We start from the raw sequence: 26,961 nt of genomic DNA, 5'->3' as shown, positions 1-26,961 counted from the left end.
CGCGCCCGCGTCCTCGTCAGTAGCGCTCCTTGCGGAACGCCTCCGCCGCCCGCAGGAAGATGTCGTTGGCCTCGGTCTCACCGATGGTGACCCGCACACCCTCGCCCGGGAAGCCCCGCACGACCACACCCGCCTGCTCGCACGCGGCCGCGAAGTCCACGGTCAGCTCACCCAGCCGCAGCCAGACGAAGTTGGCCTGCGTCTCCGGCACCGTCCAGCCCTGGCCGACGAGCCCCTCGTACACCCGCTGCCGCTCGCACACCAGCGAGCCCACACGTCCCAGCAGCTCGTCCTCCGCCCGCAGGGAGGCCACCGCCGCGTCCTGCGCGAGCTGGCTCACACCGAACGGGACGGCCGTCTTGCGCAGGGCGGCAGCCACCGGCTCGTGCGCGACCGCGAAGCCGACGCGCAGACCGGCCAGCCCGTAGGCCTTGGAGAAGGTCCGCAGCACCGCCACGTTGGGGCGTTCGCGGTAGATCTCCACACCGTCCGGCACCTCGGCGTCCCGGATGAACTCGCGGTACGCCTCGTCCAGGACAACCAGCACATCGGACGGCACCCGGTCCAGGAACCGCTCCAGCTCGGCCCTGCGCACCACGGTGCCGGTCGGGTTGTTGGGGTTGCAGACGAAAATCAGCCGCGTCCGGTCGGTGATCGCCTCCGCCATCGCGTCCAGGTCGTGGACATCACCGGGGGTGAGCGGCACCTGCACCGGCGTCGCACCACTGATCTGCGTGATGATCGGGTACGCCTCGAAGGACCGCCAGGCGTAGATGACCTCGTCGCCGGGGCCGGAGGTGGCCTGGACGAGCTGCTGGGCCACACCGACCGACCCCGTGCCGGTGGCCAGGTGCGTGGCGGGCACGCCGAAGCGCTCGGCGAGCTCGTTCATCAGGCCCGTGCAGGCCATGTCCGGGTAGCGGTTGAACGCGGACGCGGCGGCCAGCGCGCTCTCCATCACGCCCGGCAGCGGCGGATAGGGGTTCTCGTTGGAGGACAGCTTGTACGCGACCGGCCCCTCCGAGGCGGCGGGCTTGCCCGGCCGGTAGGTGGGGATGCCGCCCAGCACGGCGCGCAGCTTCGGGCTCGTCTCGCTCACTCTGGTCCTCCTCGACCGTACGTACCACCAATACTGCTCACCATATGAGGATTCGGCCCCGCTGCGAATGGCCGATTTTTCGGACCGGCCCGTACGGGCTTCCCGCCCGCCCCCGCGAGGCTCCCGCCACACGCCCCGCACGCTCCCCGTGCGCACCTCCCCGCGCACTGCTCGCGCCACCGGCGCGGGGCTCGGGGGAGCGCTCCCGCCAAAGCCGCGCGCCCATGGCTCGCGCCGTGGCGCGCATCCCCCGTAGAGGTGAGTTGAGACCTCATCGAAACCTCGCCCATTCGACAGGCCCATACGCACCGACAAGTCGCGGAGCCAAGGAAACCACCCCAACTGCCTTTCATTTAAAGGCTATTGGGGGGTGGCGACCGTGCAGAAACGTGCCTGTCAACGAGTGAATATGCGGACGGCCCAACCGCCCGCCCTCGCCCTACTATCGGCTCGCCATGACAGCAGCAGGGAAGCACCAGGTGAGCCGGGCACAGACCCGGGGAAGCCGGCAAGGGCGAGCGGGCATCCGGGACGTGGCCGCCGCAGCCGGGGTCTCCATCACGACTGTCTCCGACGCGCTCAACGGCAAGGGCCGGCTCCCGGACGCCACCCGCCGCCATGTCCGCGAGGTCGCCGACCGGCTGGGCTACCGCCCGTCCGCCGCGGCCCGCACGCTCCGTACCGGCAAGTCCGGCCTCATCGGCCTGACCGTGACGACCTACGGGGATGAACCTTTCACCTTCACCGAATTCGCGTACTTCGCAGAGATGGCCAGGGCCGCCACCTCCGCCGCGCTCGCCCGCGGCTACGCCCTGGTCATCCTCCCCGCCACCTCCCGCCATGACGTCTGGTCGAACGTCGCCCTCGACGGCACCGTCGTCATCGACCCCTCCGACCACGACCCGGTCGTCACCGAGCTCGTCCGCCAGGGCCTCCCCGTCGTCTCCGACGGCCGTCCGGCCGGCACGCTCCCGGTCACCGCCTGGGTCGACAACGACCACGAAGCCGCCGTCCTCGACCTGCTCGACCACCTCGCCGCCGCCGGCGCCCGCCGGATCGGCCTGCTCACCGGCACCACCACCGACACGTACACCCGTCTGTCCACCACCGCGTATCTGAACTGGTGCGAGCGGGTCGGGCAGGACCCGGTCTACGAGGCTTATCCGGCCCACGACCCGTGCGCCGGCGCGGTGGCCGCCGACCGGCTGCTGGCCAGGCCGGACCGCCCCGACGCCGTGTACGGCCTGTTCGACCCCAACGGCACCGACCTGCTCGCGGCCGCACGGCGCTACGGGCTGCGGGTGCCGGACGACCTGCTGCTGGTGTGCTGCAGCGAGTCGACCGTCTACGCCGCCACGGAACCGCCCATCACCACCCTTTCCCTCAAGCCCCGGCGGATCGGTACGGCTGTTGTGCAACTGCTGATCGACGCCATCGAGGGCATCGACGCCGACCGGCCGGTCGAGCAGGTGATACCGACCGAGCTCATCGTCCGGACGTCTTCCCAGCGGCGCCCCCCGCGGACGACCGTCAGCCCTCCCCGGTCGCCCTCCCAGGAGTGACCGGGGAGCGGTCCCCGGAGTGACCGCGAAGCGGCCACCGGGGGCCGCCACCGGCTGTCTCCGGTCAAAGCCGTGGGCAAACCTGCCCAATCAGGGGTGAATCGACCGGTGAACTCGCGGTGCACCCGGATTCACCACCCCTGGTGCGTCACAGAGCACAAGGCTCATTCCTATGATGGGCGGACGACACCGCGGACCGCCCCGACCAGGCCGGTCCGGCAGGTGTAGGGCGTCGCGACGGTGGTGGAGGGGTCGATGACTCAGGGGGCCGGTCAGGGACCCGTGGTGCGGACGGCGACGTTGCGCGACTTCCGCGTACCGCCGTATGCCCAGGTGCCCGTGCAGGGTCATGCCGCTCACATGGGCAACGGGTTTCCCGAGGTTGAGCTGCCGGAGGGCTACACGCCCACCGAGCGCGACCTTCCGGTGATCAACCGCGGCGACACCGTGCAGGTGTCCGTCGCCCCCGAGGCGGTCCCGGCCGCGGCTCCGGCGCCCGCCGCCGACAACGGCCCCGGTCCGCTGTTCGTGGTGGGCGACGTCCACGGCTACCTCGACGAGCTCCTCGCCGCCCTGCACCACCAGGGCCTCATCGACACGGAGGGGCACTGGTCCGCGGGCAACGCCCGGCTCTGGTTCCTGGGCGACTTCACCGACCGCGGCCCCGACGGCATCGGCGTCATCGACCTCGTGATGCGGCTCTCCGCGGAGGCCGCCGCGGCCGGCGGCTACTGCAAGGCCCTGATGGGCAACCACGAGCTGCTGCTGATCGGCGCCAAGCGCTTCGCGGACACCCCCGTCAACTCCGGTGCGGGCACCGCCACCTTCCAGGCGGCCTGGCTGCTCAACGGCGGCCAGAAGAGCGACATGGACCGGCTCCAGGACGTCCACCTCCAGTGGATGTCCCGGCTCGACGCCGTGGTGGAGGAGGACGGCCATCTGCTGCTGCACTCCGACACCACCGCGTACCTGGAGTACGGATCGACCATCGAGGACGTCAACGACACCGTCCACGAGATCCTCACCCGCAACGACGCGGACGAGTGCTGGGACCTGTTCCGCAAGATGACCAAGCGCTTCGCCTTCCGCGACGAGGGCGGCCCCACGGCCGTGCAGGAGCTGCTGGCGGCCTACGGCGGCCGGCGCGTCGTCCACGGTCACAGCCCCATTCCGTATCTGCTGGGCGAAGTGGGCTCCGAGGACGGCGAGGACGGTTCCGGCCCGACGGTCGAGGGACCGCACGTGTACGCGGACGGGCTCGCGATCGCCATGGACGGCGGTGTGACCATGGCCGGAAAGCTACTGGTCGTCCAACTCCCGCTGCCCGACTGAGACATCACGCAGCGCAACCGGGCCAGGCGATTTCCGGAAATCCTCTGTCACCCCCCGCCGTAACGGCTCTACCATCGGTATTTCCGTAGCAGGCTCTCCTCCGTTTCTGCCCGGGCGCCCGTTCTACGCGGGCAAACAGGGCTCACGGAGCATCGGGGGATGCACATGAAAAGCGCTCCGCACCTGCTGTCCGAGGACCGCGCCGAATACGAGCGCATCCTCGACGACGCGCTGCGCACCGCGCACGACCGACCGGATCTGTCCGGGATCGGGCAGCGGCTCAACACCGAGCAACTGCGCACCCTGGCCCTGAACGCCACCGCGCTGATATCCGCGGCCGCCGCCGCGGAGTACGACCACTTCGTCAAGGTGCGCGAGGACGCGCGCACGCCCGGCGGGGTCTCCGCCCTCGGCTCCGTCCTGGCCTCGGCGGGCGACGAGGCCGATGGAGGTCCGGGCGCCGGGGTCGGCGTCATCGTCACCGTGCTGGCACCGGTTCTGGCCGGTACCGCCGCGATCATCTTCCTGCTGGTGGGTTACGTCCTGAAGATGCTGGACCCGGCACCCGCCTTCGCCGATTCACTGCTCACCGCGGGCTGGTTCTTCGGGGCGGTGACGGCCGCCGGCATCCTGGCGGCCGCGATCGGTCTGCTGATCACGGCACTGCGCAACAGCTCCACCCAGGTACCGGCGCGGGACCCGGAAGGGGAGCTGCCCGACGAGGTCGGCCGTGCCAGAGAGGCCTGGCGGCACGCGCTGCTCGAACGGGGCATCCTGCCGTTCCTGCGGAACGCCCTGGCCGATCCCAGCGCCGATCCGCTGTCGGAAGTGCCCCCGCGCCATGTCGACCGGATTCCGAAGGTGGGCTACAGCGGGCCGGACTTCTCCAGTCCCAGCGAAGGTGGCGGAGGCGCTCGTCCCACCTTCACCAGCCCCGACTTCAGCAGCCCGGACTTCGGCGGTCCGGAGCACCAGCCGGACTGAGGTCGCCGGCCGGACTGAGGTCGCCGGCGCCTGTTTCACGTGAAACGAACTGACGTTTCACGTGAAACAGGCCGGCGCTCCACCGGGACGTGCCGGGGCACCGGCGGTCGTCAGTCCGCCAGCGGCAGGTAGACGCGGTTACCGGCCGCGGCGAACTCCGCGGACTTCTCCGCCATTCCGGCCTCGATCTCCTGCTCCTTGAGGTCGCCGCCGTGCTCCCGGCGGATGTCCTGCGAGATCTTCATCGAGCAGAACTTCGGTCCGCACATGGAGCAGAAGTGCGCGGTCTTGGCCGGTTCGGCCGGCAGCGTCTCGTCGTGGAACTCCCGGGCGGTGTCCGGGTCGAGGGCCAGGTTGAACTGGTCCTCCCACCGGAACTCGAACCGGGCGTCCGACAGGGCGTCGTCCCACTCCTGGGCTCCGGGGTGCCCCTTGGCGAGGTCCGCCGCGTGAGCCGCGATCTTGTAGGTGATGACGCCGGTCTTCACATCGTCCCGGTTGGGGAGGCCCAGGTGCTCCTTGGGCGTGACGTAGCAGAGCATCGCCGTGCCCCACCAGGCGATCATCGCCGCACCGATGCCGGAGGTGATGTGGTCGTAGGCGGGCGCCACATCGGTGGTCAGCGGGCCCAGCGTGTAGAAGGGCGCCTCCTCGCAGATCTCCTGCTGGAGGTCGATGTTCTCCTTGATCTTGTGCATCGGGACGTGTCCCGGGCCCTCGATCATCGTCTGCACGTTGTGCCGCTTGGCGATCCGGTTCAGCTCGCCGAGCGTGCGCAGCTCCGCGAACTGCGCCTCGTCGTTGGCGTCCGCGATCGAGCCGGGCCGCAGGCCGTCGCCGAGCGAGTACGTCACGTCGTAGGCGGCGAGGATCTCGCAGAGCTCCTCGAAGTTCTCGTACAGGAACGACTCCTTGTGGTGCGCCAGGCACCACGCGGCCATGATCGAGCCGCCGCGGGAGACGATGCCGGTCTTGCGGCGCGCGGTCAGCGGCACGTACCGCAGGAGCACACCGGCGTGGACGGTCATGTAGTCGACGCCCTGCTCGGCCTGCTCGATGACCGTGTCCTTGTAGATCTCCCAGGTCAGCTCCTCGGCCTTGCCGTCGACCTTCTCCAGGGCCTGGTAGAGCGGCACGGTGCCGATCGGCACGGGCGAGTTGCGCAGCACCCACTCGCGGGTGGTGTGGATGTTGCGGCCGGTGGAGAGGTCCATGACCGTGTCGGCACCCCAGCGGGTGGCCCAGGTCATCTTCTCCACCTCCTCCTCGATGGAGGAGGTGACCGCCGAGTTGCCGATGTTGGCGTTGACCTTCACCAGGAACCGCTTGCCGATGATCATCGGCTCGATCTCCGGGTGGTTGACGTTGGCCGGCAGCACCGCGCGCCCGGCCGCGATCTCCTCGCGGACAACCTCGGGGGAGACGTTCTCGCGCAGGGCGACGTACTCCATCTCCGGTGTGATCTCGCCCCTGCGGGCGTACGCGAGCTGCGTCACCGCCTGGCCGTCACGGCCCCTGCGGGGCTGGCGCGGACGGCCCGGGAAGACGGCGTCGAGGTTGCGCAGCCCGCCGCGCGGCGCGGTGTGCTTGATCCCGTCGTCCTCGGGACGGACGGGCCGGCCGGCGTACTCCTCTGTGTCCCCGCGGCCGATGATCCAGTTCTCGCGCAGCGGCGGCAGACCGCGGCGGACGTCGGTCTCGACGTTCGGATCGGTGTACGGCCCGGACGTGTCGTACAGCGTGACGTCCTTGCCGTTGGTGAGGTGCACCTTGCGGACCGGCACCCGGAGGTCGGGGCGGCTGCCCTCGATGTACCCCTTGTGCCAGCCGATGGACTTCCCAGCCTCGTCGTTCTGGTTCGAGGCAGGCGTGCGTGCGTCCTGAACGGTCATCGTGACCTACTCCCTACGCCGGCATTACCCGGTAACAGGTTCGGCGGTCGACGCAGCGGTTCCCGTACTCCTCGTACGGAGGTCAGCGCCCTCTCAGCCCGGTGCTCCGAGCTCCCGCGTGTGCAAAGGTGCCACCACGCTAGCGCCCTCCCGGCCACGCTGAACAGAGGGCCCCCGTCGTTCTTGCGATGATCGGTCGGTGACTTCCTCGCAGCAGTCCCCCGAACCGACCGGACAGGCACATGGGCATACCCACAGCCACGCGCACGCCCACGGGCCCGCCGCGCCCGTCTCGCTACACCTGCGCAAGGTCATCGCGGCAGTGCTCATCCCCTTCGCGACGGCGGTGCTGGTGGGCCTCGCGGTGCTGTGGCCCGGCGGAGCCCCGGAGCACGAGCGGACGGGTGTCGGCTTCGACCGGCAGACCGAGCAGGGCACGGTGGTCCGGGTCGACCGGGTGGACTGCAAGGACGTGAACGCCGCGCAGGTCCCGCCGACCGGCGACACCACCACGCCCGAGGGGCGTGAGGCGGTCAACTCCCAGCAGGGGCAGTGCGCCAAGGCGACCATCGAGGTCACCACCGGTAAGGACAAGGGCCGTCGGTTCGTCGAGGTCGTGCAGCCCGACGCCTCGCGCCAACTCGAGCAGGGACAGGGCGTGGTGGTGGCCTACGCCCCCGACGCCCCGCGCGACCTGCAGTATTCGGTGACCGATGTGGACCGCAAGCTGCCGATGCTGCTGCTGGCCGGCATCTTCGCGCTGGTGGTGGTGGTCGTGGGCCGGATGCGCGGGGTGATGGCGCTGGTGGCCCTGGCGGTGAGCTTCGCCGTGCTCACGATGTTCATCCTGCCCGCCATCCTCCAGGGCTCCAACCCGCTGGTCGTGGCGGTGATCGGGTCGAGCGCCATCATGCTGATCGCGCTCTACAGCTGTCACGGCCTGACCGCGCGTACCTCGGTGGCGGTGCTGGGAACGCTGATCTCCCTGCTGCTGATCGGTCTGCTGGGATCGCTGTTCATCGACTGGGCGTCGCTGACCGGGAACACCGACGACAACACGGGCCTGATCCACGGCCTCTACCCGGACATCGACATGTCCGGGCTGCTGCTGGCCGGGGTCATCATCGGTTCGCTCGGTGTGCTCGACGACGTGACGGTGACCCAGACGTCGGCGGTGTGGGAACTGCACCAGGCGGACCCGGGCATGGGGCCGCGCGCCCTGTACCGGGCCGCCATCCGTATCGGCCGCGACCACATCGCCTCGGTGGTGAACACTCTGGTGCTCGCGTACGCGGGGGCGGCGCTGCCCCTGTTGCTGCTCTTCTCGATCGCCCAGAGCAGCGTGGGGACGGTCGCCAACAGCGAACTGGTCGCCGTGGAAATCGTGCGGACTCTGGTGGGTTCGATCGGTCTGGTGGCCTCCGTACCGGTCACCACCGCGCTGGCCGCCATGGTCGTCTCGGCCGACCGGCCGGCCGCCGGGACGGCGCCGGCGCCCCGCGGTGGGGGCCGGGGCCGGCGGCGCAAGCGGTAGTCCGGCAGGCCGGTCGGCCGGCGGGCCGGCCGGTGGAGGCGGTCGCGGTCAGCGGCGATCAGCCGGCGTTCTCCTCGGCGAGGATCCGGCCGAGGGCCTCCTCCAGGTGGTCCTCGAAGTCACCGAGCGTGCGTTCCTGTCCCAGCGGCACCAGCTTGTCCGTCCGGTCGAGGAAGGCCACCAGGGGTGGGGCGCTGGACCGGAACAGCGCCCGGTCGCCGCCGACCTGAAGCCGGATGCTGACGTCGGACAGGTCCTCCGGTCCGGTCGGTCTGATGTGCACATCGCCTTCACCGCTCGGCCCGTTGATGCCGTCCAGCAGCAGCTCCCTGCCGAACGCCCAGGTCACAGGCGCGTCGCCGGGCAGGTGGAACGTCATCCGGACCGCGAACGGATCCCTTGTCTCGTACCCCAGCTCGACCGGAATCCTGAAGGAGAGCTCCTCGGAGACGACGAAGCTCATCAGGACTTCGGCCTGAACCGACTCGCGCATCATGTACCCCGCAATGGATGAAGCAGTGGTGAACAACAGCTGATGAAGATCGGTGAGGAATGCGGCTGGAAAAACGGCCGGGAATGATCCGTGCCGGCCTCTTGACGTAATCGTCCTGTAAGCATTACAGGACCACAAGGAGTGAGTTTTCAGATACTGATAGAGAAAGCAAGCGAGCTGAAGAGCTTCCCCACCTCCCCGCGCAGCCGGTCGACTGCGGGCAGCAGGCGTTTCTCCTGGTGGGAGGGTACGGAGACGGCCATCGTGGCGGCGGTGGAACCCGCCGAAATGGGGATGGCCGCACAGACCGTGCCGAGGGCGTACTCCTGGCGCTCGATGACCGGCTGCGCCCCCGGCGCGGACCTCAGCCGGTCCAGCATCGCCCGGCTGTCACGGACGGTGTACGGGGTGATGGGCAGCACGGGATGGCGGGCCAGGTGGTCCTTGCGGGCCGGTTCGTCCAGCTGGCCGAGCAGGCACTGGCCGATGGCGTGGGCGTGGCCGGTCTCGCGGAAGTCGGCCCACTCGTCGACGGCCGGCGCGGCGGGCGTGTCGGAGACCGCGACCAGCTCGATCTCGCCGTCCCGGTAGAGCGCGAAGTACACCGGGACGCCGATGGCGTCGCGCCACTGCGCCAGCGAATTCTCGATCTTGCTGCGACGATTCTGCAGAGCTCCGCCGCTCGCCAGCCGGGTCGCCGCCTCCCCGAGGACGAACACCCCGTCCTCCCGGCGCAGATAGCCCTCGTGCGTGAGGGTGCGCAGCAGGTGGTACGCGGTGGGCAGCGGCAGGCCCGTCTCCCGCGCCAGTTGTTTGGCGGGGGCACCGGCGGCGTGGCCGGCCACGGCTTCCAGCAGCCTGAGCGCCCGCTGCACGGAGCCGATCAGGGTCGGCGGCGCGGTGCGGGGAGGTGCGGAGAGAGGGGTTCGAGTAGGGGCAGGGGAATGCGGTGCCGTGGCCAAAGGTCACCCCCAGGCGTTTCGCCCCATTCAGTCGTACAAACCGCTGGTAGGGCGTTCGTAAACCCCTGGATTCCAAGGGCAGCGGAGACTCGCCACTCTAATGGCAGCCTCCGTTCGGGGTGAGGTTTCGCCATGGCCGTTCCCCCGCGCGGGCTAATGGCCGGGCTTATGGACGGGTGACCGTCGGGGTGGGTGGCCGCGTCTTTCGTACGCCAGTGTCAGAACGGCGCCCGAGCGAGGGAGGGACCGGTGCGGAAGGTCTTTCTCACCAGTCCCCGCGGGACGTCGAGGAGGACATGAACTTCCGTACGACGTAGATGAGTCCACCCACGAGCACCGCGAACACGAGCACCTTGAACAGCAGCCCGATCACCACACTGATCACGGTCCCGATCAGCCCGCCGAAGACCACCAGCGCGATGACCGGTACGGCGATCCACTTCACCCACCAGGGCATTCCCGCGAAAACCTGCTGAACCGACGCCATTGTGCCTACCTCATCTCGGGTGATCGTCCATGCGTTGGACACCTTCGATGCTAGGTGCCGGGGACCCGCCGCGGACCGCCGCGGCCCCCCGCTCTCCCCTGATCCTCCCCCTAGGGAACCCCGGCCCCGACGGGCCGCGGGGTCAGCTCTCCGGTGGAGAGAACACCACCATCACGCGCAGGTCCTCGGTGATGTGGTGGAACTTGTGGGGCACCCCGGCCGGCACGTACACCACGCTGCCCCGTCCCACCTGCGTCGTCTCCGTCCCCACCGTGATCGAGGCGCGCCCGCTGACGACGAGGTACACCTCGTCCTCCTTGTGCGGTTGCTGCGGATCGAGCTGCCCGGCGTCGAGCGCGTAGAGACCCACCGACATGTTGCGCTCCCGGAGGAACTGCAGATACGCGCCGTCATTGGCGGCACGCTCCGCCTCCAGCTCGTCCAGCCGGAATGCCTTCATCGCCCGTCCGCCCCTGCCGTCGTCCCGATCACGTCTGCCACGATCAGACACATGATGAATTTCCTAGTCAAGACGATCGCCAACGCGGCGGCGCTGGCGGCGGCGATCTGGCTGCTCAGCGACATCACCCTGACAGGTGACAGCACGGGGAAGAAGGCCCTGACCCTGGTGCTGGTCGCCCTGGTCTTCGGGGTCGTGAACGTGCTGGTCAAGCCGGTCGTGAAGCTGCTCACGCTGCCGCTGTTCATCCTGACGCTCGGCCTGTTCACGCTGGTGGTCAACGCGCTGATGCTGCTGCTGACCTCGTGGCTGGCCGATGTGCTCGACCTGAACTTCCACGTCGAGGGCTTCTGGACGGCTGTCCTCGGCGGCCTGATCATCTCCGTCGTGTCGTGGGCCATGAACGTGGTCCTGCCCGACAGCAGGGACTGAGGCGGATGGGCCCGGAGGGCGCCGCCCGGCAGCCGCGAGGAACGGTCCGAAGGAGGGTGCCGCATGACATGGGGTGACGGAACCAGGGCGGTACGAGCCGGCCTTCCCGAACCGAAGGCGTACGAACCGACCCTTCCCGGCCCGGTGTTCGCCGCCCACTACCACCTGCCCGGCGAGCCGACCGGCCCGTACACCTACGGGCGGGACGAGAACCCGACCTGGACGCACCTGGAGCGGGCCATCGGCGAGCTCGAGGCACCGGGCGATCCGGACGTCGAGACGGTCGTGTTCGCTTCCGGCATGGCCGCGATCTCCGCCGTGCTGTTCTCGCGGCTCAAAGCCGGGGACGCGGTCGTCCTGCCGGCCGACGGCTACCAGGCGCTGGCCCTGGTGCGCGAGCAGCTCGAGGGGTACGGCATCGAGGTGCGTACCGCGCCGACGGGCGGGGACGCCCAGCTTTCGGTGCTCGACGGGGCGCGCCTGCTGTGGATCGAGACGCCGTCGAACCCCGGCCTGGACGTGTGCGACGTCCGGCGCCTGGTGGCCGCCGCGCACGCCGGGGGCGCGCTCGTCGCCGTCGACAACACGCTCGCCACCCCGCTCGGTCAGCGTCCGCTGGAGCTGGGCGCGGACTTCTCCGTCGCCAGCGACACCAAGGGCCTGACCGGGCACGGGGACGTCCTGCTCGGTCATGTGACCTGCCGCGACGCTTCGCTGACGGCGTCGGTACGACGCTGGCGCAAGATCGCCGGGGCGATCCCGGGCCCGATGGAGGCCTGGCTCGCGCACCGGTCGCTGGCCACGCTCCAGCTCCGCGTCGACCGCCAGTGCGCGACCGCGCTGGCGCTCGCCGAGGCGCTGTCGGCCCACCGGGACGTGAGCGGCCTCAGGTACCCGGGACTGCCGGGCGACCCGTCGCACGAGGTCGCGGCCGGGCAGATGCGGCGCTTCGGGTCGGTCGTCTCCTTCGTCCTGCCCGGCCGGGAGCGGGCGGAACGCTTCCTTGACGCGCTGCGGCTGGTGGACGACGCCACCAGCTTCGGCGGGGTGCGGTCCACGGCCGAGCGGCGCGGGCGATGGGGCGGGGACGCGGTGCCCGAGGGGTTCGTGCGCTTCTCGGTCGGGGCCGAGGATGCCGATGACCTGGTGGCGGACGTGCTCCGCGCGCTCGACGAGACGGCCTGAGCGGTCGGCCTACGCCGGACGGACGGTCCGAGCCTCCCCCCTCATGGCTCGGACCGTCCGCGTTTTCCGGCGGATGACCGCGAGAACAAGGCTAGTTGACTCTGTGTCAGTGTCCAATCACGGTAGCGACAGAGACCTATCGACTTATTTATAGTTGGACGGTCGGCCCCGAGGCGCCGTCAGCCGGACGTGGCCGAGGCGGAGGGGGGAGGCGCATGGATCTGGCGTTGCTGCGGACGTTCGTCACGGTGCACCGGGCGGGTTCGTTCACCCGGGCCGCCGCCCTGCTGGGCCTGTCCCAACCGGCTGTGACCAGCCAGATCCGCACGCTGGAGCGGCAGCTGGGGCGCCCGCTGTTCCTCCGCCAAGCGCGTGGCGTCACCCCCACCACCATCGGCGACGAACTCGCCCACCGCGCGGCCCCGCACCTGGACGCTCTCGTGGAGATCACCGAGACGGGCCTGGACGACCAGTCGGGGGTACGCACCCTCCACCTCGCCGGGCCGCCCGAGTTCGTCTCCGAACGCGCCCTGCCCGCCCTCACCCCGCTGGTCTCCCAGGGGCTCGCGTTACGCACCTCCCTGGTCTCCGCCGCCGACGAGGTCCTGGACGGGCTGGCCGCCGGCCACCACGACCTGGCCATCGCCACCGCCCGCCCGCGCGGCGGCCTGCTCACCGCGACCCCCCTCTGCGACGAGGAGCACGTCCTGGTCGCCTCACCGCGCTGGGCCGCCCGGCTGGCCCCCGGTGTCCTGCTGCGCAAGGGCGCCGTGGTGCTGGAGCAGTTACCGGTGGTGGAGGTGCACGAGTCGCTGCCGTTCGTCGCCCGCTACTGGGCGGCGGTCTTCGAGTCCAAGCCGGCCGCCGCGGCCACGGTCGTCGTACCGGATCTGCGGGCCGTCCTGGAGTCCGCCGCCTCGGGCGCCGGCCTCGCCGTACTGCCGCGTTACCTGTGCGAGGACGACCTGGCCAGTGGCCGGCTGGTGGCGCTCCTGGACCCGCCGGTGCCTCCCCTGCGGACCTACTTCGTGGTGGTCCGCACCGGAACGCTGGCCCTGCCGCACATCGCGCGCGCCCATGAATCGCTGCTGCGGGCCGCGACGGACTGGTGACGGCCCGTGGACCGCGCGCCGGGAGTGTTTCAGACGGGGCGCTTCGGGCCATTTTCAAGCCATGACCGAACGTCCAGTGGTCAAGCGCACCGCACGCGCCATCCTGCTCGATGGTGACGACCTCGTCCTGATCAAGCGGACCAAGCCCGGTATGGATCCGTACTGGGTCACTCCGGGCGGCGGCGTGGAGCCGGAGGACGCGACGGTCGTCGACGCACTCCACCGGGAGGTCGACGAGGAACTGGGCGCCAAGATCACCGATGTGGTGCCGTGCTTCGTCGACACGGTCGAACACATCGTCGACGGCGGCGTCTCGGGCGTGAAGGTGCAGCACTTCTTCGTGTGCCGGCTGGAGTCCATGGACCCCGGGCGGCGGCACGGCCCGGAGGTCGACGAGCCCGTGGGCGAGTACGAGATCGTCCGGGTGCCGTTCAGCCGGGTCGGTATCGCCGCGGTGCACCTCGTACCGATGTCGCTGCGGCACTACCTGGACGGCAACATCGAGGGCGTGCGGGCGATGCACGCCCCTGACCTGGGCTGAGGACCGGCTCCCGGGGCGGGGTGGTGACCGCCGGGAACGTCAGTCGGTCCTCCAGGGACGTCATTCGGTCCCCCAGGGACGTCAGTCGGCCCCCGGGGACGTCAGTCGGCCGCCGCCACCAGCTCTTCCAGCGAGTCGTGGCGGATGCGGTCGTGCGGCACTCCGACGCCCCGCAGCGCGTCGACCCCGCTGCGGATCATGCCGACCGGGCCCGAGAGGTAGGCGTCGTACTCGTTCCACGGCCCGTATTCGCGCACCGCGTCCGGTAGCTGTGTCCTGCCGTCGATGATCGCGCGCACCTCCAGCCACGGGTGGGACTGCTGGAGCCGCAGCATGGTGTCGATGTCGTACAGGTCGTGGTCGGTGCGGGCGCCGTAGAAGACCTCGACCGGCCGCCGGGCGCCGTGCTCCGCGACGTCCTCCACCAGGGCCTTGATGGGCGCTATCCCGGTTCCCCCGCCGAGGCAGAGCAGGCCGTTGTCGGTGCTGTGGTCGACGGTCATGGACCCGGCGGGCGGCCCCAGGCGCAGGACGTCACCCGGCCGGGCACGGTGGACCAGGGCGTTGGACACCCAGCCGGCCGGCACCGCCTTCACGTGGAAGGACAGCAAGCCGTCGGAGCGGGGCGCGGAGGCGAACGAGTAGTGCCGCCAGATCCGTGGCCACCAGGGCGTCTCCAGGCTGGTGTACTGCCCGGCCAGGAAGGGGTACGGCTGGTCGGGGCGGACCGTGACGACCGCGATGTCGGGTGTCCTGAGGTCGTGCGAGACGACCTCGGCGTGCCACCAGGCGGGCGCGTGCCGCTCGTTCTCGGCGGCCGCGTCGATCATGATCTGGGAGATGGTGGTGTACGTCCGCACCCAGGCGGCCTCGGTCTCCTCGTCCCAGGTCGTCGTCGCGTACCGGCTCAGGGCCCCGATGAGCGCCTCGCCGACAGCGGGGTAGTGCGAGGCGTCGGTGCCGTACTTGCGGTGGCCGCGGCCCAGGTGCTGGAGGTAGTCGGTGAGCACCCCCGGGTCGTCCATGTGCTCGGCGGCGGTCAGCAGCGCTCTGAGCAGCCGGTCCCGCTGGGCCTCCATGGCGGCCGGGAAGAGTGCGCGCAGCTCGGGGCTGCGGATGAAGAGCAGGGCGTAGAAGTACGAGGTGACCTTGTCGGCCACGGGCGCGATCTCGGCCAGCGTCCGCCGGACCCGCACCGCGTCGGGCGAGCCCGTCTCGGTGACCGCCGCGGGCGGCTCGGGAGCGGCGGGTGAGTCGCGCTCGGCCCCGGTCGTCTCCGACTCGTCGGTGCGTGTGGCGGCGGAGCCGACCCTGCGTATGGACGTGAGCGGTTGCCGCCCGCCGGCTATGCGCTCCTGGTCTTCCTCCGGAACCCGACCTGCGGCCGCCTCGGACACCCGGTGCTCATCTGCCCGCGCGGTGCCGGATCCGGCGAGCGCGTCGCCGACCGGCTTGCGCGGTGTGAACCAGCCACCGCCCCCGCCGTTGTCATCGGAAGTACCGTTGTCGGCCGACATGGTGGTCGGAGCGTCCATAGAGTGCCTCGCCTCGAACATCTTTCGGTCGGTCTGTGCACTTCCGTCAGCAACGGAAGGTGCCTCAATTCGCCGTTATCGCCGTAGTCGCTGCCCGCCGCCCACAGTAGCCCTTAACCGCATTGCCGAACGGGATGTCTAGGGGGCGCTGTGACATCGACCGCAGGGGCGTGGTCGCAGCGTGGCAGGAGGTGCGGACTCGTCGGAGCGAGTACGGAAAGCCCGGTTTTCGTCCCCGGATTTCGTTAGGCTGCGTTACCGCCGTGTCCTGCAACTAACAGTCGGCTCGTACCGGTTCGTAGGCCTTGCGGAGATCGCCTCCCGTCAATGGGTAGGGGGAAAGCCCGGACGGATGAGGGGCCGCGGTGATTCCCCTATCGGGGCTGCCCCGGAGATCTCCGCGCCGGACATGGAATCACCGTAGGCAACGCACGCGTCCAGCTCCACCCCCAACCCTCCACAGAGTCGGTTCGCGCTCTTCACTTTCGTCGAGACCCGCACCCTGCACGAGCCGTGCCGTGGACCGTGTTTCACGTGAAACAACGCAAGCGCCCCGCTCGTCGGGTTCTTGCCACCAGGCCCTGGAGTCACACCCCGTCGTGGCCGCCGTCTGCGCGCCCGGAAACAGTCCGTCCCCCCGGCCGGAGGTTCCTGCGGGCCGGTGGGACGGGTATGGGGAGCGGTAGGTGACGCCCCAACGCCCCAGGGGGGGGCGTGTCGATCAGACCGCTTCGGCGTCGAGCGCCCGGCACGATCGGCGAGACACCCTCTAGGCCAGGGCCTCCACCGCCGTGGTGGCGAAGCCGTGGTCCTGCTCGGGGGCGCCACCGCCGACGCCGATGGCGCCGATCAGCCGGCCGTCGCGGTGGACGGGGACGCCACCCGCGATGAACAGCAGGGGACGGTCCAGTGCGGTGGGAAGGGTGTGGAACGGGCCGCCGGGCTGGACGGCCTCGACCAGGTCGGCCGTCGGGGCGTCGAGCTGGAGAGCGGTGAACGCCTTACGCGTGCTGGTCTCACCGGCGATCAGGACGGCGCGGTCGTCGCGGCGGAAGGCCAGCAGGTGACCGCCCGCGTCCAGAACGCTGACGGCGACGGTGATCCCGGCCGTTTCGGCGGCCCGACGGGCCGTGTCCACGAGGGTCTCGGCGTCCTGGGTGGTCAGAGGGGCGACGGCAGTGGTGGTGCTCATGAGGGGGCTCCTTGCTGGTGACGGGTGGGGCGGGGAACGGGTCAGTGCTGCGTCACGGGGACGGCGACCGCCTCGGGGGCGGCGGCCCCGGCGACGATCCGGCTGCCACGCCGCACGTCCCGGCGCTCCAGGGCGCTGGAGAGGACGGCCAGCGCCAGGGCTGAGGCGGCCAGCGCGGCGCCGACCCAGTTCGGGGCGGTGATACCGAGGCCCGCCGCGATGACGATGCCGCCGAGCCAGGCGGACAGCGCGTTGCCGAGGTTGAAGGCGCCGATGTTCACCGCCGACGCCAGGGTGGGGGCGCCGGAGGCCTGGTCGAGGACCCGCTTCTGCAAGGGCGGCACGGTCGCGAAGCCGAGCGCACCGATCAGGAAGATGGTGACCGCGGCCGCGATCCGGTGGTGCGCGGTGACGGTGAAGAGTGCCAGCACCAGGGCGAGCGCGCCCAGCGACACGTAGAGCAGCGGCATCAGCGCGCGGTCGGCGAGCTTGCCCCCGATCAGGTTGCCGCCGACCATGCCGAGGCCGAAGAGGACGAGCAGCCAGGTGACGGACGACTCGGCGAAGCCCGCGGCCTCGGTCATCATCGGGGTGACATAGGTGATCGCGGCGAAGACACCGCCGAAGCCCAGCACGGTCATCGCCATACCCAACAGCACCTGGATGTTGCGGAACGCGGCGAGCTCGTGGCGCAGGCGGACGCCTTCGGGCCTGGGCTGCTCGGGCACCAGCTTGGCGACGCCCAGCAGGCCGAGGACGCCGAGGGCGGCGACGACGAAGAAGGTCACGCGCCATCCGACGGTCTGGCCGATGAAGGTCCCGGCGGGCACGCCCACCACATTGGCGACGGTCAGCCCGGTGAACATCATCGCGATGGCGCCGGCCTTCTTCTCCGGAGCGACGAGGTCGGCGGCGACGACCGACCCGATGCCGAAGAACGCTCCGTGCGCGAGGGACGCGACCACGCGGCCGGCCAGCATGAGCCCGAAGACAGGGGCTACGGCGGACAGGACATTGCCCGCGATGAACAGCCCCATCAGCACCATCAGCATGCGCTTGCGGGAGACCCGGGTGCCGAGGACGGTCATCAGGGGGGCGCCGAGGACGACCCCCAGCGCATAGCCCGTGACGAGGTAGCCGGCGGTCGGGATCGACACCTGGTAGTCAGCCGCAACCTGGGGGAGGAGGCCCATGATCACGAACTCGGTGGTCCCGATACCGAAGGCCCCGATAGCGAGGGCGAGTAGCGCGAGCGGCATGGAGTACACCTTCCAGAAGATTGCGTCTGCACCTTACGAGCGTCCACAATAATTGCAGACGCGGGTTAATTGCAAGCGCGGGCTATTGCGTCCGTCGTCTATCCTGGTGACAAGCCGCTCCTGGACCGAGGAGAGATCCCATGACAGCCACCGATCCGGCACTGACCGCCCTCTCCCAGGGCTGGTGTGCGCTCTCCCTGCTCCACGGCAAGATCGAGGCACACATCGAGCGCGCGCTGGAGTCGGAGCACGGGCTGAGCGTGCGCGAGTTCTCTCTGCTCGACGTCCTGAGCCGGCAGCACAACGGGCCGGGGGGGCATCTCCAGATGAAGCAGGTGGCGGACGCGGTGGTCCTCAGCCAGAGCGCCACCACCCGGCTCGTCACCCGCCTCGAGGACCGCGGTCTGCTCACGCGGTACCTCTGCGACACCGACCGACGCGGCATCTACACCGATGTCACCGAGGCCGGGCTGACCTTGCTCGCCGAGGCCCGGCCCACCAATGACGCCGCGCTGCGGGAAGCGCTCGACGAGGCCGCGAAGAACCCGGAGCTGGCTCCCCTGGTCAGGACCGTGGAGGAACTGCACGTACCGGTGGGCTGACCCGAGCGGGCTCATGAGCCCCGTAGCCTGCACCCATGAGCGATCTTGAGATCAGGCCGGCCGTTCCCGCCGACATCCCCGCGATCGTCGCCATGCTCGCCGACGACCCCCTGGGGGCGCTGCGCGAGACGCCCGACGACCTCGCCCCGTACACCGCCGCGTTCGAGCGGCTGGCGGACGACCCGAACCAGCACCTGGTCGTGGCCGTGCGCGAAGAGCGCGTCGTCGGGACCCTTCAGCTCACGATCATCCCCGGACTGTCCCGGCGGGGCGCCACCCGGTCGATCATCGAGGGGGTCCGGGTACACGCCGATGAACGCGGTCGCGGTCTCGGCACCCAGCTCATCGAGTGGGGCATCGCCGCCTCCCGGCGCGAGCAGTGCCAGTTGGTGCAGCTGACGTCCGACGCCAGCCGCACCGACGCCCACCGCTTCTACGAGCGCCTCGGCTTCGAGGCCTCGCACCTGGGCTTCAAACTGGCGCTGTGACACCCAGGCCGTACGCGTGAAACGGCGCCCCGGGCCCGGGGCGCCGTTTCACGTGAAACATCTCCGGCTCAGAGACCACGCCAGCCGTCCGGGTCGACACCGCCCGGCACCGCGTCCTCCGGCCCGTACGGCTCGCGGGTGAAGGCGAACGAGCCGACGTCGAGGTGACTCACCGAGCCGTCCTCGCGCCGCACCACACGCAAGGTCTCCCCCGCGTAGTAGCCGTCCAGGCCGGTCCAGGTCCCGTCGGGCTCCGCGCGGAAACGGGAGGCGCGCCCCGGACCCCGCAAGGGGCACAGCTCGACGCCACCGCCCGCAAGGACGCGCAGCCCATAGGAGTAGGTACCCCAGTACCAGGGCCCGGTCAGCTCCAACAGCGTGGGATCGATCTCCGGCAGCGGCCGCCAGGGCGCCGGCATACGCGGCTCCGCCTCCGCCACGATCCGTACGAGGTCGGCGGCGACCACCCCCGGCAGAGGACCCGAGGTGGCATTGGCCAGCACCACCGCGGCGACCCCGTCCTCGACGCTCATCCACAGACCCGCGACGAAACCCGGCAGCGATCCGCTGTGCCCCACCAGGGCACGCCCGTCCCGCCGGACCAGCTGCAACCCGAGCCCGTAGCCGCCGTCCCAGTCCCCCGCCTCGGGAGCCACGGCAGGGGTGCGCATCTCGCGCAGCGTCTCCGCGCCGAGCACCCGCTCGTCCCCCTCCGCCAGGAACGCGGCGAACCGGCAGAGGTCCGCCGCCGTGGACCACAATTGCCCGGCGGGCGCCATCAAGCCGAGGTCCTCCAACGGTTCGGGCAGCATCACATCGGCCCACGGGTGCACGGCCCAGCCACCGGCGTGCGGCGTCACGGGGCGGATGGTCGTACGCTCCAGCCCCAGGGGCTCCAGGACCTCGACCGCCAGGGCCTCCTCCCACGGCACTCCCCGCACCGCTTGGACCAAAGAACCCAGCAGGGTGTACCCGGTGTTGGAGTAGTGGTGACGCCGCCCCGCCGGGTGCAGCACCGGCCGCTCACCCAGTACGTCGGCAAGGGCCGGGCGACCCGTCCCAGGGGTCCGCTCCCACCACGGGGAGGGCGACTCGGCCGCCAATCCGGAGCTGTGACAAAGGAGTTGAGCGATCGTCACGTCGCCCACGCCCGTCCCGGGCAGGTGCCTCTCCAGCGGGTCGCCCAGATCGAGCAAGCCTTCGTCGCGAAGTCGCATCACCAGGACGGCGGTGAACGGCTTGGTGATGGACCCGATCCGGTACTGGGTGTCCGCGTCGGGCGCATGCCCGACGACACAGCTACGGCCGCCCTCCCAGACCATGCGGCCGTCCCGGGCCACCGCGCCGACGAGGGAGGGCGTCCGCCCCTCTGCCTGCGCGGTCGCCACCCGGTGCAGCAGGGCGCGCTCGGTACCGGGGAGAAGTGCTTCGAAGGATGACGTCATGCCCCAGGTCTATCCGCCCCGCCCCCGTGCCGTCGAACACGCGGCTGTAGGGTCTCGCCGCCGATGGCATGTCGATCTTCTGCGCCGATGGATTTCCCGCGCCGCGTCGGTCCGTACGTGTGAGACCGACTCACGGAAGGCTGGCGCCATGCGGAAACTGATCTACGGCATGAACGTGTCCCTGGACGGCTACATCGCCGCGCCCGGCGACGACATCGGCTGGAGCGTGCCAAGCGACGAGCTGTTCCAGTTCTGGTCCGACCGGTTGCAGGCGAACGACCTGTCGCTGTACGGGCGCAAGCTGTGGCGGACGATGAGCTCCTACTGGCCGACCGGCGACCAACAGCCCAACGCCACCCCGGCGGAGCGCGAGTTCGCGCGCCGCTGGCGGGACATGTCGAAGGTGGTGTTCTCCTCGACGATCGACAAGGTCGACTGGAACACCCGCCTGGTCACCGGCGACGCGGTCACCGAGATCACCCGGCTCAAGGCCGGGGACGGCGGCCCGATGGACATCGGCGGCGCGACGCTCGCCGGGGCGGCCATGCGGGCCGGGCTGATCGACGAGTACGTGCTGGCCACCGCGCCGGTCCTGGTGGGCGGCGGCACGCCGTTCTTCACCGCGCTGGACAACTGGGTGAACCTGAACCTGGTGGAGACGCGGACGCTTCCCTGCGGCGTGATCCTGACCAGGTACGAGACGAGGCGCTGAGCAAGAGCGAGGCCCCCGAACGGCGAGTCTCCTGGCAGTGGCATTGCTGCCGTCCATCCGCCGGCTCTCCCGGCCGCAGCGGCCACGCGTTGTCATTTCCTCTGCGGGGGCCTCCCGCCCGCAGAGGCCACGCGTTTCCCGATGCGGCTCAGCATCACCGTCAGGGCAGCAGGACGACCTTGCCGAGGTTGGCACGGGCTTCGATGATCTCGTGCGCTCGTGCCACGTCAGCCAGCGGAATTCGGGCGTGGACGACCGGCTGCAACTGTCCGGACAGGGTCAGCTTCCACAGCTCTTCGCCATGCTGGTCATACAGCTCGCGGTGAGTGCCGGCAAACCTCGCCATGCTGAGCCCGGTGATGGTTTTCGATCCTGCCAGGAGGTCGAAGGCGGGAACGGTGCCGCCGCCCGAGTTGAAGAAGACGAGTCGCCCGCCGGGCGCAAGAGCGGAGACGGCGCGTGGGAGTAGATCTCCGCCGACTCCGTCCAGGACGACGTCGACCGGCTCCCCCCAGTGTTCGCTGTCGTAGGTCACGATCTCGTCGGCGCCGAGACCGCGGAGGAACTCCGCCTTGGTGTGCGAACTCACCGCCGCGACGACCCGTTCGATGCCCTGAAGCTTGGCCAGTTGGACCGCGAGATGCCCCACTCCGCTCGCGGCGCCCGTGATCAGGACCGACTCGCTGACGAGGGGGCGGGCCGTGGCGAGGGCGGCGAAGGCGACGTGTCCACTGCGCACCAGCGCGACGGCCTGGACGGCGCTCGCTCCGTCCGGTATGCGGCTCGCCATGAAGCCGGGGGCGACTGCCAGTTCGGAATACGAGCCGCCGCTGAAAGTGAGCGACGTGATGCGGTCGCCGACCTGGAAATCCGTCACCTCCGGGCCGAGTGCGATCACCGTTCCGGCGATCTCACCTCCAAGGACCCCCGGTAGCGGCGTCCTGCCGCCGTCTCCACGAACCTTGCGCACGGAGGGAAGGGTCACGCCGATGGCTTCCGTGCGAACCAGTAGTTCCCCCGGGCCGGGCTTGGGAGCCTCCGCGTCTTCGACGCGGAGCACTTCCGGACCGCCGTACTCATAGAAACGAACCCGCCGCATGCACACCTCCAGATCATTGGGTCACCCAACGATAGCAAAGAATCGTAGGTGGCCCCAATGATTTTCTGGTTAGTCTGGCCCTATGTCCGAGACCACCAGCGCTCCCGCCCGTATCCGCTCCCTTCCAAGCTGGCTCCTGGGTCGCGCAGCAGCTCGGGGGCACCGCCTCGTCGCCGAGGCCCTCGCTCAGGTGGGCATGCGGATGATGCACCATGCCGTGCTGTCAGCCGTCGCCGAACTGGGACCCGTATCGCAGGCCGAGCTGGGCCGCAGCCTGAGCATCGACCCCAAGGACATGGTCGCGATCCTCAACGACCTCCAGATCGACGGCCTGGTGACCCGCACGCCGGACGCCAAGGACCGCCGCAAGAACGCCATCGCCCTTTCACCGAGCGGGGAACGCCGCCTGCTTCAGACGGAGAAACTGGGACGTGAGGCGAACGATGAGCTGACCGCCGGCTTGACGCCTGCCGAGCGAACCCAGCTCATGGGTCTCCTCGCGCGCATAGTCCAGCAGGATGAGCCCTGCGCCGAAACCGGCCCAGGTGGCGAATAGCAGCTCGCCACGCATGCCGGGAAGACAGCGAGGCAGCCTTCCCGCCCAAGTGTCAGGAGAGCGGGCAGAAACGGCTCGTATCACCCGAAAGTTTTGAGAACCTACAACAGATGTAGGTTCTCGCTTTCGGTGTCATCTGCCGACGCTGTGACCTGGACGTCCTTGTTGAGTCTCACGACCTGCCGGCCGGCGTCTGTCTCAGATCGGTGTCATTTCCTCAGACTGTCCAGCAGGCTGCACCGCTGCCCAGGGGCGTCACGAACCTGCTTCGGCGCCAACCCGTTCCATCCACTCGCGCACGGTTACTGCTCGCTCGATGCGGCTGACGATGTTCTTCTTGGAGGCCGTGTCCAGGGTCTCCGGGATCTTGCCGAACGTGTCGGGAAGGACGTCGAGCAGACCCCAGATCTGTTCGCCGGTGTTGACGGCCAGCAGTTGCTGACACCTCCACTGCAGCGGCATCGCGGGGCGGTGCGTGAGCCGCTGCACGAGCGTCGTGAACAGGTAGTGCGTCGCCTCCGCAGCGAGATGCTCGCGGAGCCAGTCGACCGGGAGACGCTGGCTGAAGCTGTGCATGGCGGCCTCCTGGGCCAGGTCCAGGAGCTGAGCGGTGTCGACGGCTCGGACAGTGCGGGGAAGAACTGGGGCCATGCCGAGATGATGCCAAGAAGCCCTCGGAACACTGAGAGGTCGGCGGGGGTCGGGCTGCAATCTGCCCAGGCTTCTCAAACTCGCCGGGGGTCACCCTTCTAGGGATGGCTCGCCCTCGTGCGGATCCATTCACGGATGGTCTCGATGGCGTCGAGGAGGTCCTGGACGGTGCAGAGATCCCGGTGCTTTGTTGTCGGACCTGGCCTGTTGCCACGTCCCCGTACTCAAGCTCGGCTTCCCCGCTGCTCCAGACAATGAGCACGCGACGTACTCATCGTTCTCGAGCGTCATCCAGGTGCTGGTCTTGGTTCGGCCGTCCTCGGGCGACTGCTGGATGGCACCCGTGATTCCGCAGGACTGCAAGCGGTCCTCATGCTCGGCGAACCATGCCTGGAGCCTCTGCGGCAGTTCGGCCGAGATGGGTTGCCCCTCTTCGCTCTGTCTCATGGCTGGGCGATGAACCCTGAGGATCGGTCGAGCTGAAAAGGAAACCCGGCCCTCGTTGGTTCCCAGCCTCGGTTCCGTGCTTCTCGGATGCTGGAAGCAACGTGGGTTGGGCGGATGGGCATTGCCTCGGCACCCACCCAGTTACTGGGATGGGCCTGGCCGCTGGTGACGATCAAGGTCGCGCCCGGCTGGCTGCCGCTGGCCGCTTCAACTGCATAGGTCATCGGTGTCCAGCAGAGTCCCTGCATGTAGGAGGGCTTCCTGCGGATCCGCCAGCGGTACTCGATCCCGTCAACGGTTATGCGCCGGGAACCCTTCTTGTTCAGCGCCATCTTCGCCTCCTCCACTGTTTGGACTCTGCTGTGTCGCCGCGGTCGCGAAATGCAGGTTGCACGCGAACGTACCGAACGTCATCGCCGACAAGCACCTTCGGGACTACGGATGGGTTGATCAGCCCATAAGTTGGTGTCAGTGCCGAGCGACCCGGCGCATCGCACCCACCCCGGGTGCACTCACCGATCGGAGAGCACCGTGAAGAACAGCCCGTTGTGGCGAGTGGTTGACAACGAGAGCGGTACCCAGGCCATCGTCAGCACGCCCTCCGAGGCGGTCGCGTTCGTCAACAGCCGGTTCGACACCGATGACGACGACGAACCCTTCAGCATCACCGAGGTCGGCCCTCTCCTTCCGAAGCCACTCGAGATCATCACCGCATGGGCCGCCGAGAAGGACGGCGAGCGAACCGACGGGCGTACTGCCCCGATCACCATCAGGCCGGTTGTGACGGACAACGCCAGCGAGTGCGACGACGTCGTGCTCTGGGGCGACGTGTACGTCTCCTGGGACCACGACACGTACACCGTCGAGGAGCCGGACAGCTCCGAGTACAGCGAGGCTTACAGCGCGACCGAGTTGAGCGCGATCCTCGACGAGTACGCCGACGACTATGAGTACGCGCCTGAAGGGCCCGACAGCCACAGGTGGCCGAAACCGGAAGAGTTGATCACCTACGGCGCCCAGGAGTGTGCCAAGCGGTTCGGGCACCTCGACGACGACGCCCTGCTGTGGCTCGCTGCCACCCGCATCACGCTCGCCGTGTGGCGCAACACACCCGTCGAGAGCTGGCATGCCGGGAAGAGTCCGCTCCACGACGGCACAATGATGCGGATCAACACGGCAACCACCCGACTCGTGCGCTCGATGCTGTCATTCGACCATGTCGACTGGATCGGTCTCGGTCTCGCGATCGTCAACCCGTCCCGGGTTCTACCGACAGGGCAGTCCGTACTCGAGCTCGGGCTGGCCTGCCACAACCCTGACGACCCGGCGCACGAGGTTGATCCGCGAGAAGAACTCGCGGAGATGGCACAGGTCGCGATCTCATGGGGGCGAAGGTACTGCCTTCACGAGAAGGAGTTCGGCCTGCGAACCCTGATCGAATCCTTCTGTGCGTCCGACAACGGCTGGTTCGGAGCACCGAGTTGGGGGCGCATCGTCGATCGGTTTCTTACGGCTGTCGACGACCGGGAGAATGCGCACTGGCACATACACCGGGACAAGCCTTGGTTCGACGAGTGGTTCACCAACCGGCCGACCGACATTGCGGACACCACGGAATTTCGTCGGCTGCTCCTTGCCGGGCCCGACCTGCTGTCCGAGGAGGCCGCCGAATGGTGCGTGGATGGTGCCATCGGCTACGTCTGCCAGGACGACCACGCGAACGACTGCTGGCGGTGCGGTATCCCGCTGGCAACGGAGTCCCCCAACGAGTGAATGTGTGCACCAGCATAGAAAAGCAGCAATCCACTGACCGCGCTCTCTCCCGCCTACTCGGCGGCGTCCCCTGCTTGGGGAGCCAGTCGCGGCTCCACTGACTGGAGATGTGCGGGTGCTTCTGACGGATCTGTGACAGCAACGCTGGCCCGGCTGCCCGCCGGTCGGCCACAAGCTCCGTGAGCCCTACAGGAATGTCTGGGTCCGCTTCCACAGTCCGTCGGGTCTTTGACATCAGTATCACCGGCCTACCGGTTTCTTGATAACCACGGCTTCCACGACACGGAGGTCGAGCAGGTCGCCGGACCTCCGGGATCATGACGCCATGCAACTCCGATACTTCAATCAGACCGGATGGACCGCGATCTTCAATGGCACTGAGACCGAGATCGGTCGCATGGTGCGCGTGGAGGGATGGAATCCCGCAACCGGGACAGCCTTGGTGGTCGACCCGCAGCGAGGGGCACTGCGCCAGGTCACGGACTACGTGGACTTCTCCCACTTGGAGCGGGCCGATCAGGTGGTCGCCGCGATACCCGGTGGGGGATGGCGGGCACACTGGACGGATGAAGGGCCGGGTGGATCACCTCTCACGGAGCAGGTGCTGGCCTGGTTGATCACTTCGCAGGGCCGGGCGACTGCCATCACAGTCAATGCTCAGGGGCATGTGGAGGACGCCGACAGCGCCGACGCCTTCATACCGCCGGGTGAGGAGCTTCAGTGACGACGTCGATGCCGCAACAGGCGGGCCCGGCGTCCGAGGGCCGGGCTTCTGATGCCGACTGGGAGGCTCCCTACTACCGGGTTCGGGCCGCCGGCTTCCAGGTGCTCTTCCTCGTGGAACCGGACGAGGCGATCGAAGAGGTCTGCAACGTCGATGCCGAGGTTCATCTTGCCGACGGGTCGCGCTGGAGTTCCACGATCTTCACTCTCGCCGAGGTGGACCGGCTCATGCGGAGCTGGGAGGCGAGCGGAGAGGCGGTCTCCGGGCAGTGCTTCTTCTGCGCGGACGGGCTGATCGTGCGGAATCCCGGCATCGGCAGCATGGTGCGCGTGATTGCCGGGCTGGTGGCATCCGGCGAGTTCGACGGGGTGTTTCGACGCATTGCCGACCCGGAATGATCACG

Annotated in this window: 28 protein-coding genes and 1 riboswitch; of the genes, 15 read left to right on the top strand and 13 right to left on the bottom strand. The window is 69.3% G+C overall.

Annotation, left to right across the window (positions count from 1 at the left end):
• Positions 1–16 precede the first annotated feature (16 nt).
• A complete protein-coding gene (gene hisC / locus ACF068_RS26255; protein ID WP_392276766.1) occupies positions 17–1,099 on the bottom strand; it encodes a histidinol-phosphate transaminase in 1,083 nt (360 codons plus the stop codon).
• A 455-nt stretch (positions 1,100–1,554) separates the two neighbouring features.
• Here hisC and ACF068_RS26250 point away from each other — a divergent pair, with 455 nt between their 5' ends.
• From ACF068_RS26250 to ACF068_RS26240, 3 genes are all read left to right on the top strand, one after another.
• On the top strand, positions 1,555–2,661 hold the full coding sequence (locus ACF068_RS26250; protein ID WP_392276765.1) for a LacI family DNA-binding transcriptional regulator: 1,107 nt from the start codon (positions 1,555–1,557) through the stop codon (positions 2,659–2,661).
• A gap of 240 nt (positions 2,662–2,901) precedes the next feature.
• Entirely contained in the window at positions 2,902–3,993 is a 1,092-nt protein-coding gene (locus tag ACF068_RS26245) for a metallophosphoesterase (RefSeq protein WP_392276764.1), read from the top strand.
• 159 nt (positions 3,994–4,152) lie between these two features.
• A complete protein-coding gene (locus ACF068_RS26240; protein ID WP_392276763.1) occupies positions 4,153–4,977 on the top strand; it encodes a hypothetical protein in 825 nt (274 codons plus the stop codon).
• 110 nt (positions 4,978–5,087) lie between these two features.
• Here the strand turns inward: ACF068_RS26240 and thiC are convergent, their stop codons facing one another.
• On the bottom strand, positions 5,088–6,869 hold the full coding sequence (gene thiC / locus ACF068_RS26235) for a phosphomethylpyrimidine synthase ThiC (protein ID WP_392276762.1): 1,782 nt from the start codon (positions 6,867–6,869) through the stop codon (positions 5,088–5,090).
• Positions 6,863–6,997: riboswitch (TPP riboswitch) on the bottom strand. It overlaps the preceding gene by 7 nt.
• 71 nt (positions 6,998–7,068) lie before the next feature.
• On the opposite strand from thiC, the gene ACF068_RS26230 reads away from it, so the two are divergent.
• A complete protein-coding gene (locus ACF068_RS26230) occupies positions 7,069–8,403 on the top strand; it encodes a YibE/F family protein (protein ID WP_392276761.1) in 1,335 nt (444 codons plus the stop codon).
• A 58-nt stretch (positions 8,404–8,461) separates the two neighbouring features.
• Here the strand turns inward: ACF068_RS26230 and ACF068_RS26225 are convergent, their stop codons facing one another.
• The 4 genes from ACF068_RS26225 to ACF068_RS26210 form a co-directional block, all read right to left on the bottom strand.
• Positions 8,462–8,896, bottom strand: coding sequence for an SsgA family sporulation/cell division regulator (locus ACF068_RS26225; RefSeq protein ID WP_392276879.1), 435 nt, complete (start codon positions 8,894–8,896; stop codon positions 8,462–8,464).
• A gap of 149 nt (positions 8,897–9,045) precedes the next feature.
• The gene (locus ACF068_RS26220; protein ID WP_392276760.1) at positions 9,046–9,771 is read right to left on the bottom strand and encodes an IclR family transcriptional regulator; all 726 of its coding nucleotides are present in this window, start codon (positions 9,769–9,771) and stop codon (positions 9,046–9,048) included.
• A gap of 352 nt (positions 9,772–10,123) precedes the next feature.
• A complete protein-coding gene (locus ACF068_RS26215) occupies positions 10,124–10,345 on the bottom strand; it encodes a DUF5326 family protein (RefSeq protein ID WP_392276759.1) in 222 nt (73 codons plus the stop codon).
• 142 nt (positions 10,346–10,487) lie between these two features.
• A complete protein-coding gene (locus ACF068_RS26210) occupies positions 10,488–10,805 on the bottom strand; it encodes a cupin domain-containing protein (protein WP_392276758.1) in 318 nt (105 codons plus the stop codon).
• Positions 10,806–10,856: 51 nt separating this feature from the next.
• Between ACF068_RS26210 and ACF068_RS26205 the strand changes: the two genes are divergently transcribed.
• The 4 genes from ACF068_RS26205 (at position 10,857) to ACF068_RS26190 (ending at position 14,075) form a co-directional block, all read left to right on the top strand.
• Positions 10,857–11,237 carry a phage holin family protein gene (locus tag ACF068_RS26205; protein ID WP_392276757.1) on the top strand — a complete coding sequence of 127 codons (381 nt, stop codon included), beginning with the start codon at positions 10,857–10,859 and terminating at the stop codon, positions 11,235–11,237.
• A gap of 63 nt (positions 11,238–11,300) precedes the next feature.
• Complete coding sequence (locus ACF068_RS26200) at positions 11,301–12,422, top strand: cystathionine gamma-lyase (RefSeq protein WP_392276756.1); 1,122 nt, start codon at positions 11,301–11,303, stop codon at positions 12,420–12,422.
• Positions 12,423–12,637: 215 nt separating this feature from the next.
• Positions 12,638–13,534, top strand: a complete 897-nt coding sequence (locus ACF068_RS26195) for a LysR family transcriptional regulator (RefSeq protein ID WP_392276755.1) — start codon at positions 12,638–12,640, stop codon at positions 13,532–13,534.
• A 61-nt stretch (positions 13,535–13,595) separates the two neighbouring features.
• On the top strand, positions 13,596–14,075 hold the full coding sequence (locus ACF068_RS26190; protein ID WP_392276754.1) for an NUDIX domain-containing protein: 480 nt from the start codon (positions 13,596–13,598) through the stop codon (positions 14,073–14,075).
• Positions 14,076–14,176: 101 nt separating this feature from the next.
• On the opposite strand, the gene ACF068_RS26185 is transcribed toward ACF068_RS26190, so the two are convergent.
• The 3 genes from ACF068_RS26185 to ACF068_RS26175 form a co-directional block, all read right to left on the bottom strand.
• The gene (locus tag ACF068_RS26185; protein ID WP_392276753.1) at positions 14,177–15,610 is read right to left on the bottom strand and encodes a globin domain-containing protein; all 1,434 of its coding nucleotides are present in this window, start codon (positions 15,608–15,610) and stop codon (positions 14,177–14,179) included.
• Between the two features lie 769 nt (positions 15,611–16,379).
• Positions 16,380–16,802 carry a heme-binding protein gene (locus ACF068_RS26180; RefSeq protein WP_392276752.1) on the bottom strand — a complete coding sequence of 141 codons (423 nt, stop codon included), beginning with the start codon at positions 16,800–16,802 and terminating at the stop codon, positions 16,380–16,382.
• A gap of 41 nt (positions 16,803–16,843) precedes the next feature.
• Complete coding sequence (locus ACF068_RS26175; RefSeq protein WP_392276751.1) at positions 16,844–18,061, bottom strand: MFS transporter; 1,218 nt, start codon at positions 18,059–18,061, stop codon at positions 16,844–16,846.
• 140 nt (positions 18,062–18,201) lie between these two features.
• On the opposite strand from ACF068_RS26175, the gene ACF068_RS26170 reads away from it, so the two are divergent.
• Together ACF068_RS26170 and ACF068_RS26165 are read left to right on the top strand one after the other, a co-directional pair.
• On the top strand, positions 18,202–18,663 hold the full coding sequence (locus ACF068_RS26170) for a MarR family winged helix-turn-helix transcriptional regulator (RefSeq protein ID WP_392276750.1): 462 nt from the start codon (positions 18,202–18,204) through the stop codon (positions 18,661–18,663).
• 35 nt (positions 18,664–18,698) lie between these two features.
• Positions 18,699–19,151, top strand: a complete 453-nt coding sequence (locus ACF068_RS26165) for a GNAT family N-acetyltransferase (protein ID WP_392276749.1) — start codon at positions 18,699–18,701, stop codon at positions 19,149–19,151.
• Between the two features lie 68 nt (positions 19,152–19,219).
• On the opposite strand, the gene ACF068_RS26160 is transcribed toward ACF068_RS26165, so the two are convergent.
• A complete protein-coding gene (locus ACF068_RS26160; RefSeq protein ID WP_392276748.1) occupies positions 19,220–20,596 on the bottom strand; it encodes a serine hydrolase domain-containing protein in 1,377 nt (458 codons plus the stop codon).
• A 148-nt stretch (positions 20,597–20,744) separates the two neighbouring features.
• On the opposite strand from ACF068_RS26160, the gene ACF068_RS26155 reads away from it, so the two are divergent.
• Entirely contained in the window at positions 20,745–21,308 is a 564-nt protein-coding gene (locus ACF068_RS26155) for a dihydrofolate reductase family protein (protein WP_392276747.1), read from the top strand.
• Positions 21,309–21,468: 160 nt separating this feature from the next.
• Here ACF068_RS26155 and ACF068_RS26150 read toward each other — a convergent pair whose 3' ends face one another.
• Complete coding sequence (locus tag ACF068_RS26150; RefSeq protein WP_392276746.1) at positions 21,469–22,407, bottom strand: zinc-binding alcohol dehydrogenase family protein; 939 nt, start codon at positions 22,405–22,407, stop codon at positions 21,469–21,471.
• A gap of 82 nt (positions 22,408–22,489) precedes the next feature.
• Here ACF068_RS26150 and ACF068_RS26145 point away from each other — a divergent pair, with 82 nt between their 5' ends.
• A complete protein-coding gene (locus tag ACF068_RS26145; protein ID WP_392276745.1) occupies positions 22,490–22,963 on the top strand; it encodes a MarR family winged helix-turn-helix transcriptional regulator in 474 nt (157 codons plus the stop codon).
• A 255-nt stretch (positions 22,964–23,218) separates the two neighbouring features.
• Here the strand turns inward: ACF068_RS26145 and ACF068_RS26140 are convergent, their stop codons facing one another.
• Together ACF068_RS26140 and ACF068_RS26135 are read right to left on the bottom strand one after the other, a co-directional pair.
• Positions 23,219–23,614 carry a hypothetical protein gene (locus ACF068_RS26140; protein ID WP_392276744.1) on the bottom strand — a complete coding sequence of 132 codons (396 nt, stop codon included), beginning with the start codon at positions 23,612–23,614 and terminating at the stop codon, positions 23,219–23,221.
• Positions 23,615–24,057: 443 nt separating this feature from the next.
• Positions 24,058–24,393, bottom strand: coding sequence for a hypothetical protein (locus tag ACF068_RS26135; protein WP_392276743.1), 336 nt, complete (start codon positions 24,391–24,393; stop codon positions 24,058–24,060).
• A gap of 199 nt (positions 24,394–24,592) precedes the next feature.
• Here ACF068_RS26135 and ACF068_RS26130 point away from each other — a divergent pair, with 199 nt between their 5' ends.
• The 3 genes from ACF068_RS26130 to ACF068_RS26120 all read left to right on the top strand — a co-directional run bounded on the left by ACF068_RS26130 (position 24,593) and on the right by ACF068_RS26120 (position 26,956).
• Positions 24,593–25,834: a hypothetical protein gene (locus tag ACF068_RS26130; RefSeq protein WP_392276742.1), complete on the top strand. Its 1,242-nt coding sequence runs from the start codon at positions 24,593–24,595 to the stop codon at positions 25,832–25,834.
• A 325-nt stretch (positions 25,835–26,159) separates the two neighbouring features.
• Positions 26,160–26,558 (top strand): hypothetical protein, encoded by a 399-nt coding sequence (locus ACF068_RS26125; RefSeq protein WP_392276741.1) that lies wholly within the window; start codon positions 26,160–26,162, stop codon positions 26,556–26,558.
• Entirely contained in the window at positions 26,555–26,956 is a 402-nt protein-coding gene (locus ACF068_RS26120) for a hypothetical protein (RefSeq protein WP_392276740.1), read from the top strand. Before ACF068_RS26125 ends, ACF068_RS26120 begins: the two co-directional genes overlap by 4 nt.
• The last annotated feature ends 5 nt before the right edge of the window (positions 26,957–26,961 follow it).

The sequence above is a fragment of the Streptomyces sp. NPDC016309 genome (assembly GCF_043077235.1).
GTDB lineage: Bacteria > Actinomycetota > Actinomycetes > Streptomycetales > Streptomycetaceae > Streptomyces.
Note: the sequence above shows the minus strand (reverse complement) of the source record. Positions and strands in the feature narration are given on the sequence as shown.

Coding starts and splice junctions, on each gene's coding strand:
- ACF068_RS26125 (WP_392276741.1), top strand. CDS start 26,160: ATGCAACTCCGATACTTCAATCAGACCGGATGGACCGCGATCTTCAAT.
- ACF068_RS26145 (WP_392276745.1), top strand. CDS start 22,490: ATGTCCGAGACCACCAGCGCTCCCGCCCGTATCCGCTCCCTTCCAAGC.
- ACF068_RS26210 (WP_392276758.1), bottom strand. CDS start 10,805: ATGAAGGCATTCCGGCTGGACGAGCTGGAGGCGGAGCGTGCCGCCAAT.
- ACF068_RS26160 (WP_392276748.1), bottom strand. CDS start 20,596: ATGACGTCATCCTTCGAAGCACTTCTCCCCGGTACCGAGCGCGCCCTG.
- ACF068_RS26180 (WP_392276752.1), bottom strand. CDS start 16,802: ATGAGCACCACCACTGCCGTCGCCCCTCTGACCACCCAGGACGCCGAG.
- ACF068_RS26195 (WP_392276755.1), top strand. CDS start 12,638: ATGGATCTGGCGTTGCTGCGGACGTTCGTCACGGTGCACCGGGCGGGT.
- ACF068_RS26250 (WP_392276765.1), top strand. CDS start 1,555: ATGACAGCAGCAGGGAAGCACCAGGTGAGCCGGGCACAGACCCGGGGA.
- ACF068_RS26225 (WP_392276879.1), bottom strand. CDS start 8,896: ATGCGCGAGTCGGTTCAGGCCGAAGTCCTGATGAGCTTCGTCGTCTCC.
- ACF068_RS26155 (WP_392276747.1), top strand. CDS start 20,745: ATGCGGAAACTGATCTACGGCATGAACGTGTCCCTGGACGGCTACATC.
- ACF068_RS26170 (WP_392276750.1), top strand. CDS start 18,202: ATGACAGCCACCGATCCGGCACTGACCGCCCTCTCCCAGGGCTGGTGT.
- ACF068_RS26240 (WP_392276763.1), top strand. CDS start 4,153: ATGCACATGAAAAGCGCTCCGCACCTGCTGTCCGAGGACCGCGCCGAA.
- ACF068_RS26205 (WP_392276757.1), top strand. CDS start 10,857: ATGATGAATTTCCTAGTCAAGACGATCGCCAACGCGGCGGCGCTGGCG.
- thiC (WP_392276762.1), bottom strand. CDS start 6,869: ATGACCGTTCAGGACGCACGCACGCCTGCCTCGAACCAGAACGACGAG.
- ACF068_RS26165 (WP_392276749.1), top strand. CDS start 18,699: ATGAGCGATCTTGAGATCAGGCCGGCCGTTCCCGCCGACATCCCCGCG.
- ACF068_RS26200 (WP_392276756.1), top strand. CDS start 11,301: ATGACATGGGGTGACGGAACCAGGGCGGTACGAGCCGGCCTTCCCGAA.
- ACF068_RS26175 (WP_392276751.1), bottom strand. CDS start 18,061: ATGCCGCTCGCGCTACTCGCCCTCGCTATCGGGGCCTTCGGTATCGGG.
- ACF068_RS26135 (WP_392276743.1), bottom strand. CDS start 24,393: ATGGCGCTGAACAAGAAGGGTTCCCGGCGCATAACCGTTGACGGGATC.
- ACF068_RS26150 (WP_392276746.1), bottom strand. CDS start 22,407: ATGCGGCGGGTTCGTTTCTATGAGTACGGCGGTCCGGAAGTGCTCCGC.
- ACF068_RS26215 (WP_392276759.1), bottom strand. CDS start 10,345: ATGGCGTCGGTTCAGCAGGTTTTCGCGGGAATGCCCTGGTGGGTGAAG.
- ACF068_RS26140 (WP_392276744.1), bottom strand. CDS start 23,614: ATGGCCCCAGTTCTTCCCCGCACTGTCCGAGCCGTCGACACCGCTCAG.
- ACF068_RS26190 (WP_392276754.1), top strand. CDS start 13,596: ATGACCGAACGTCCAGTGGTCAAGCGCACCGCACGCGCCATCCTGCTC.
- ACF068_RS26185 (WP_392276753.1), bottom strand. CDS start 15,610: ATGGACGCTCCGACCACCATGTCGGCCGACAACGGTACTTCCGATGAC.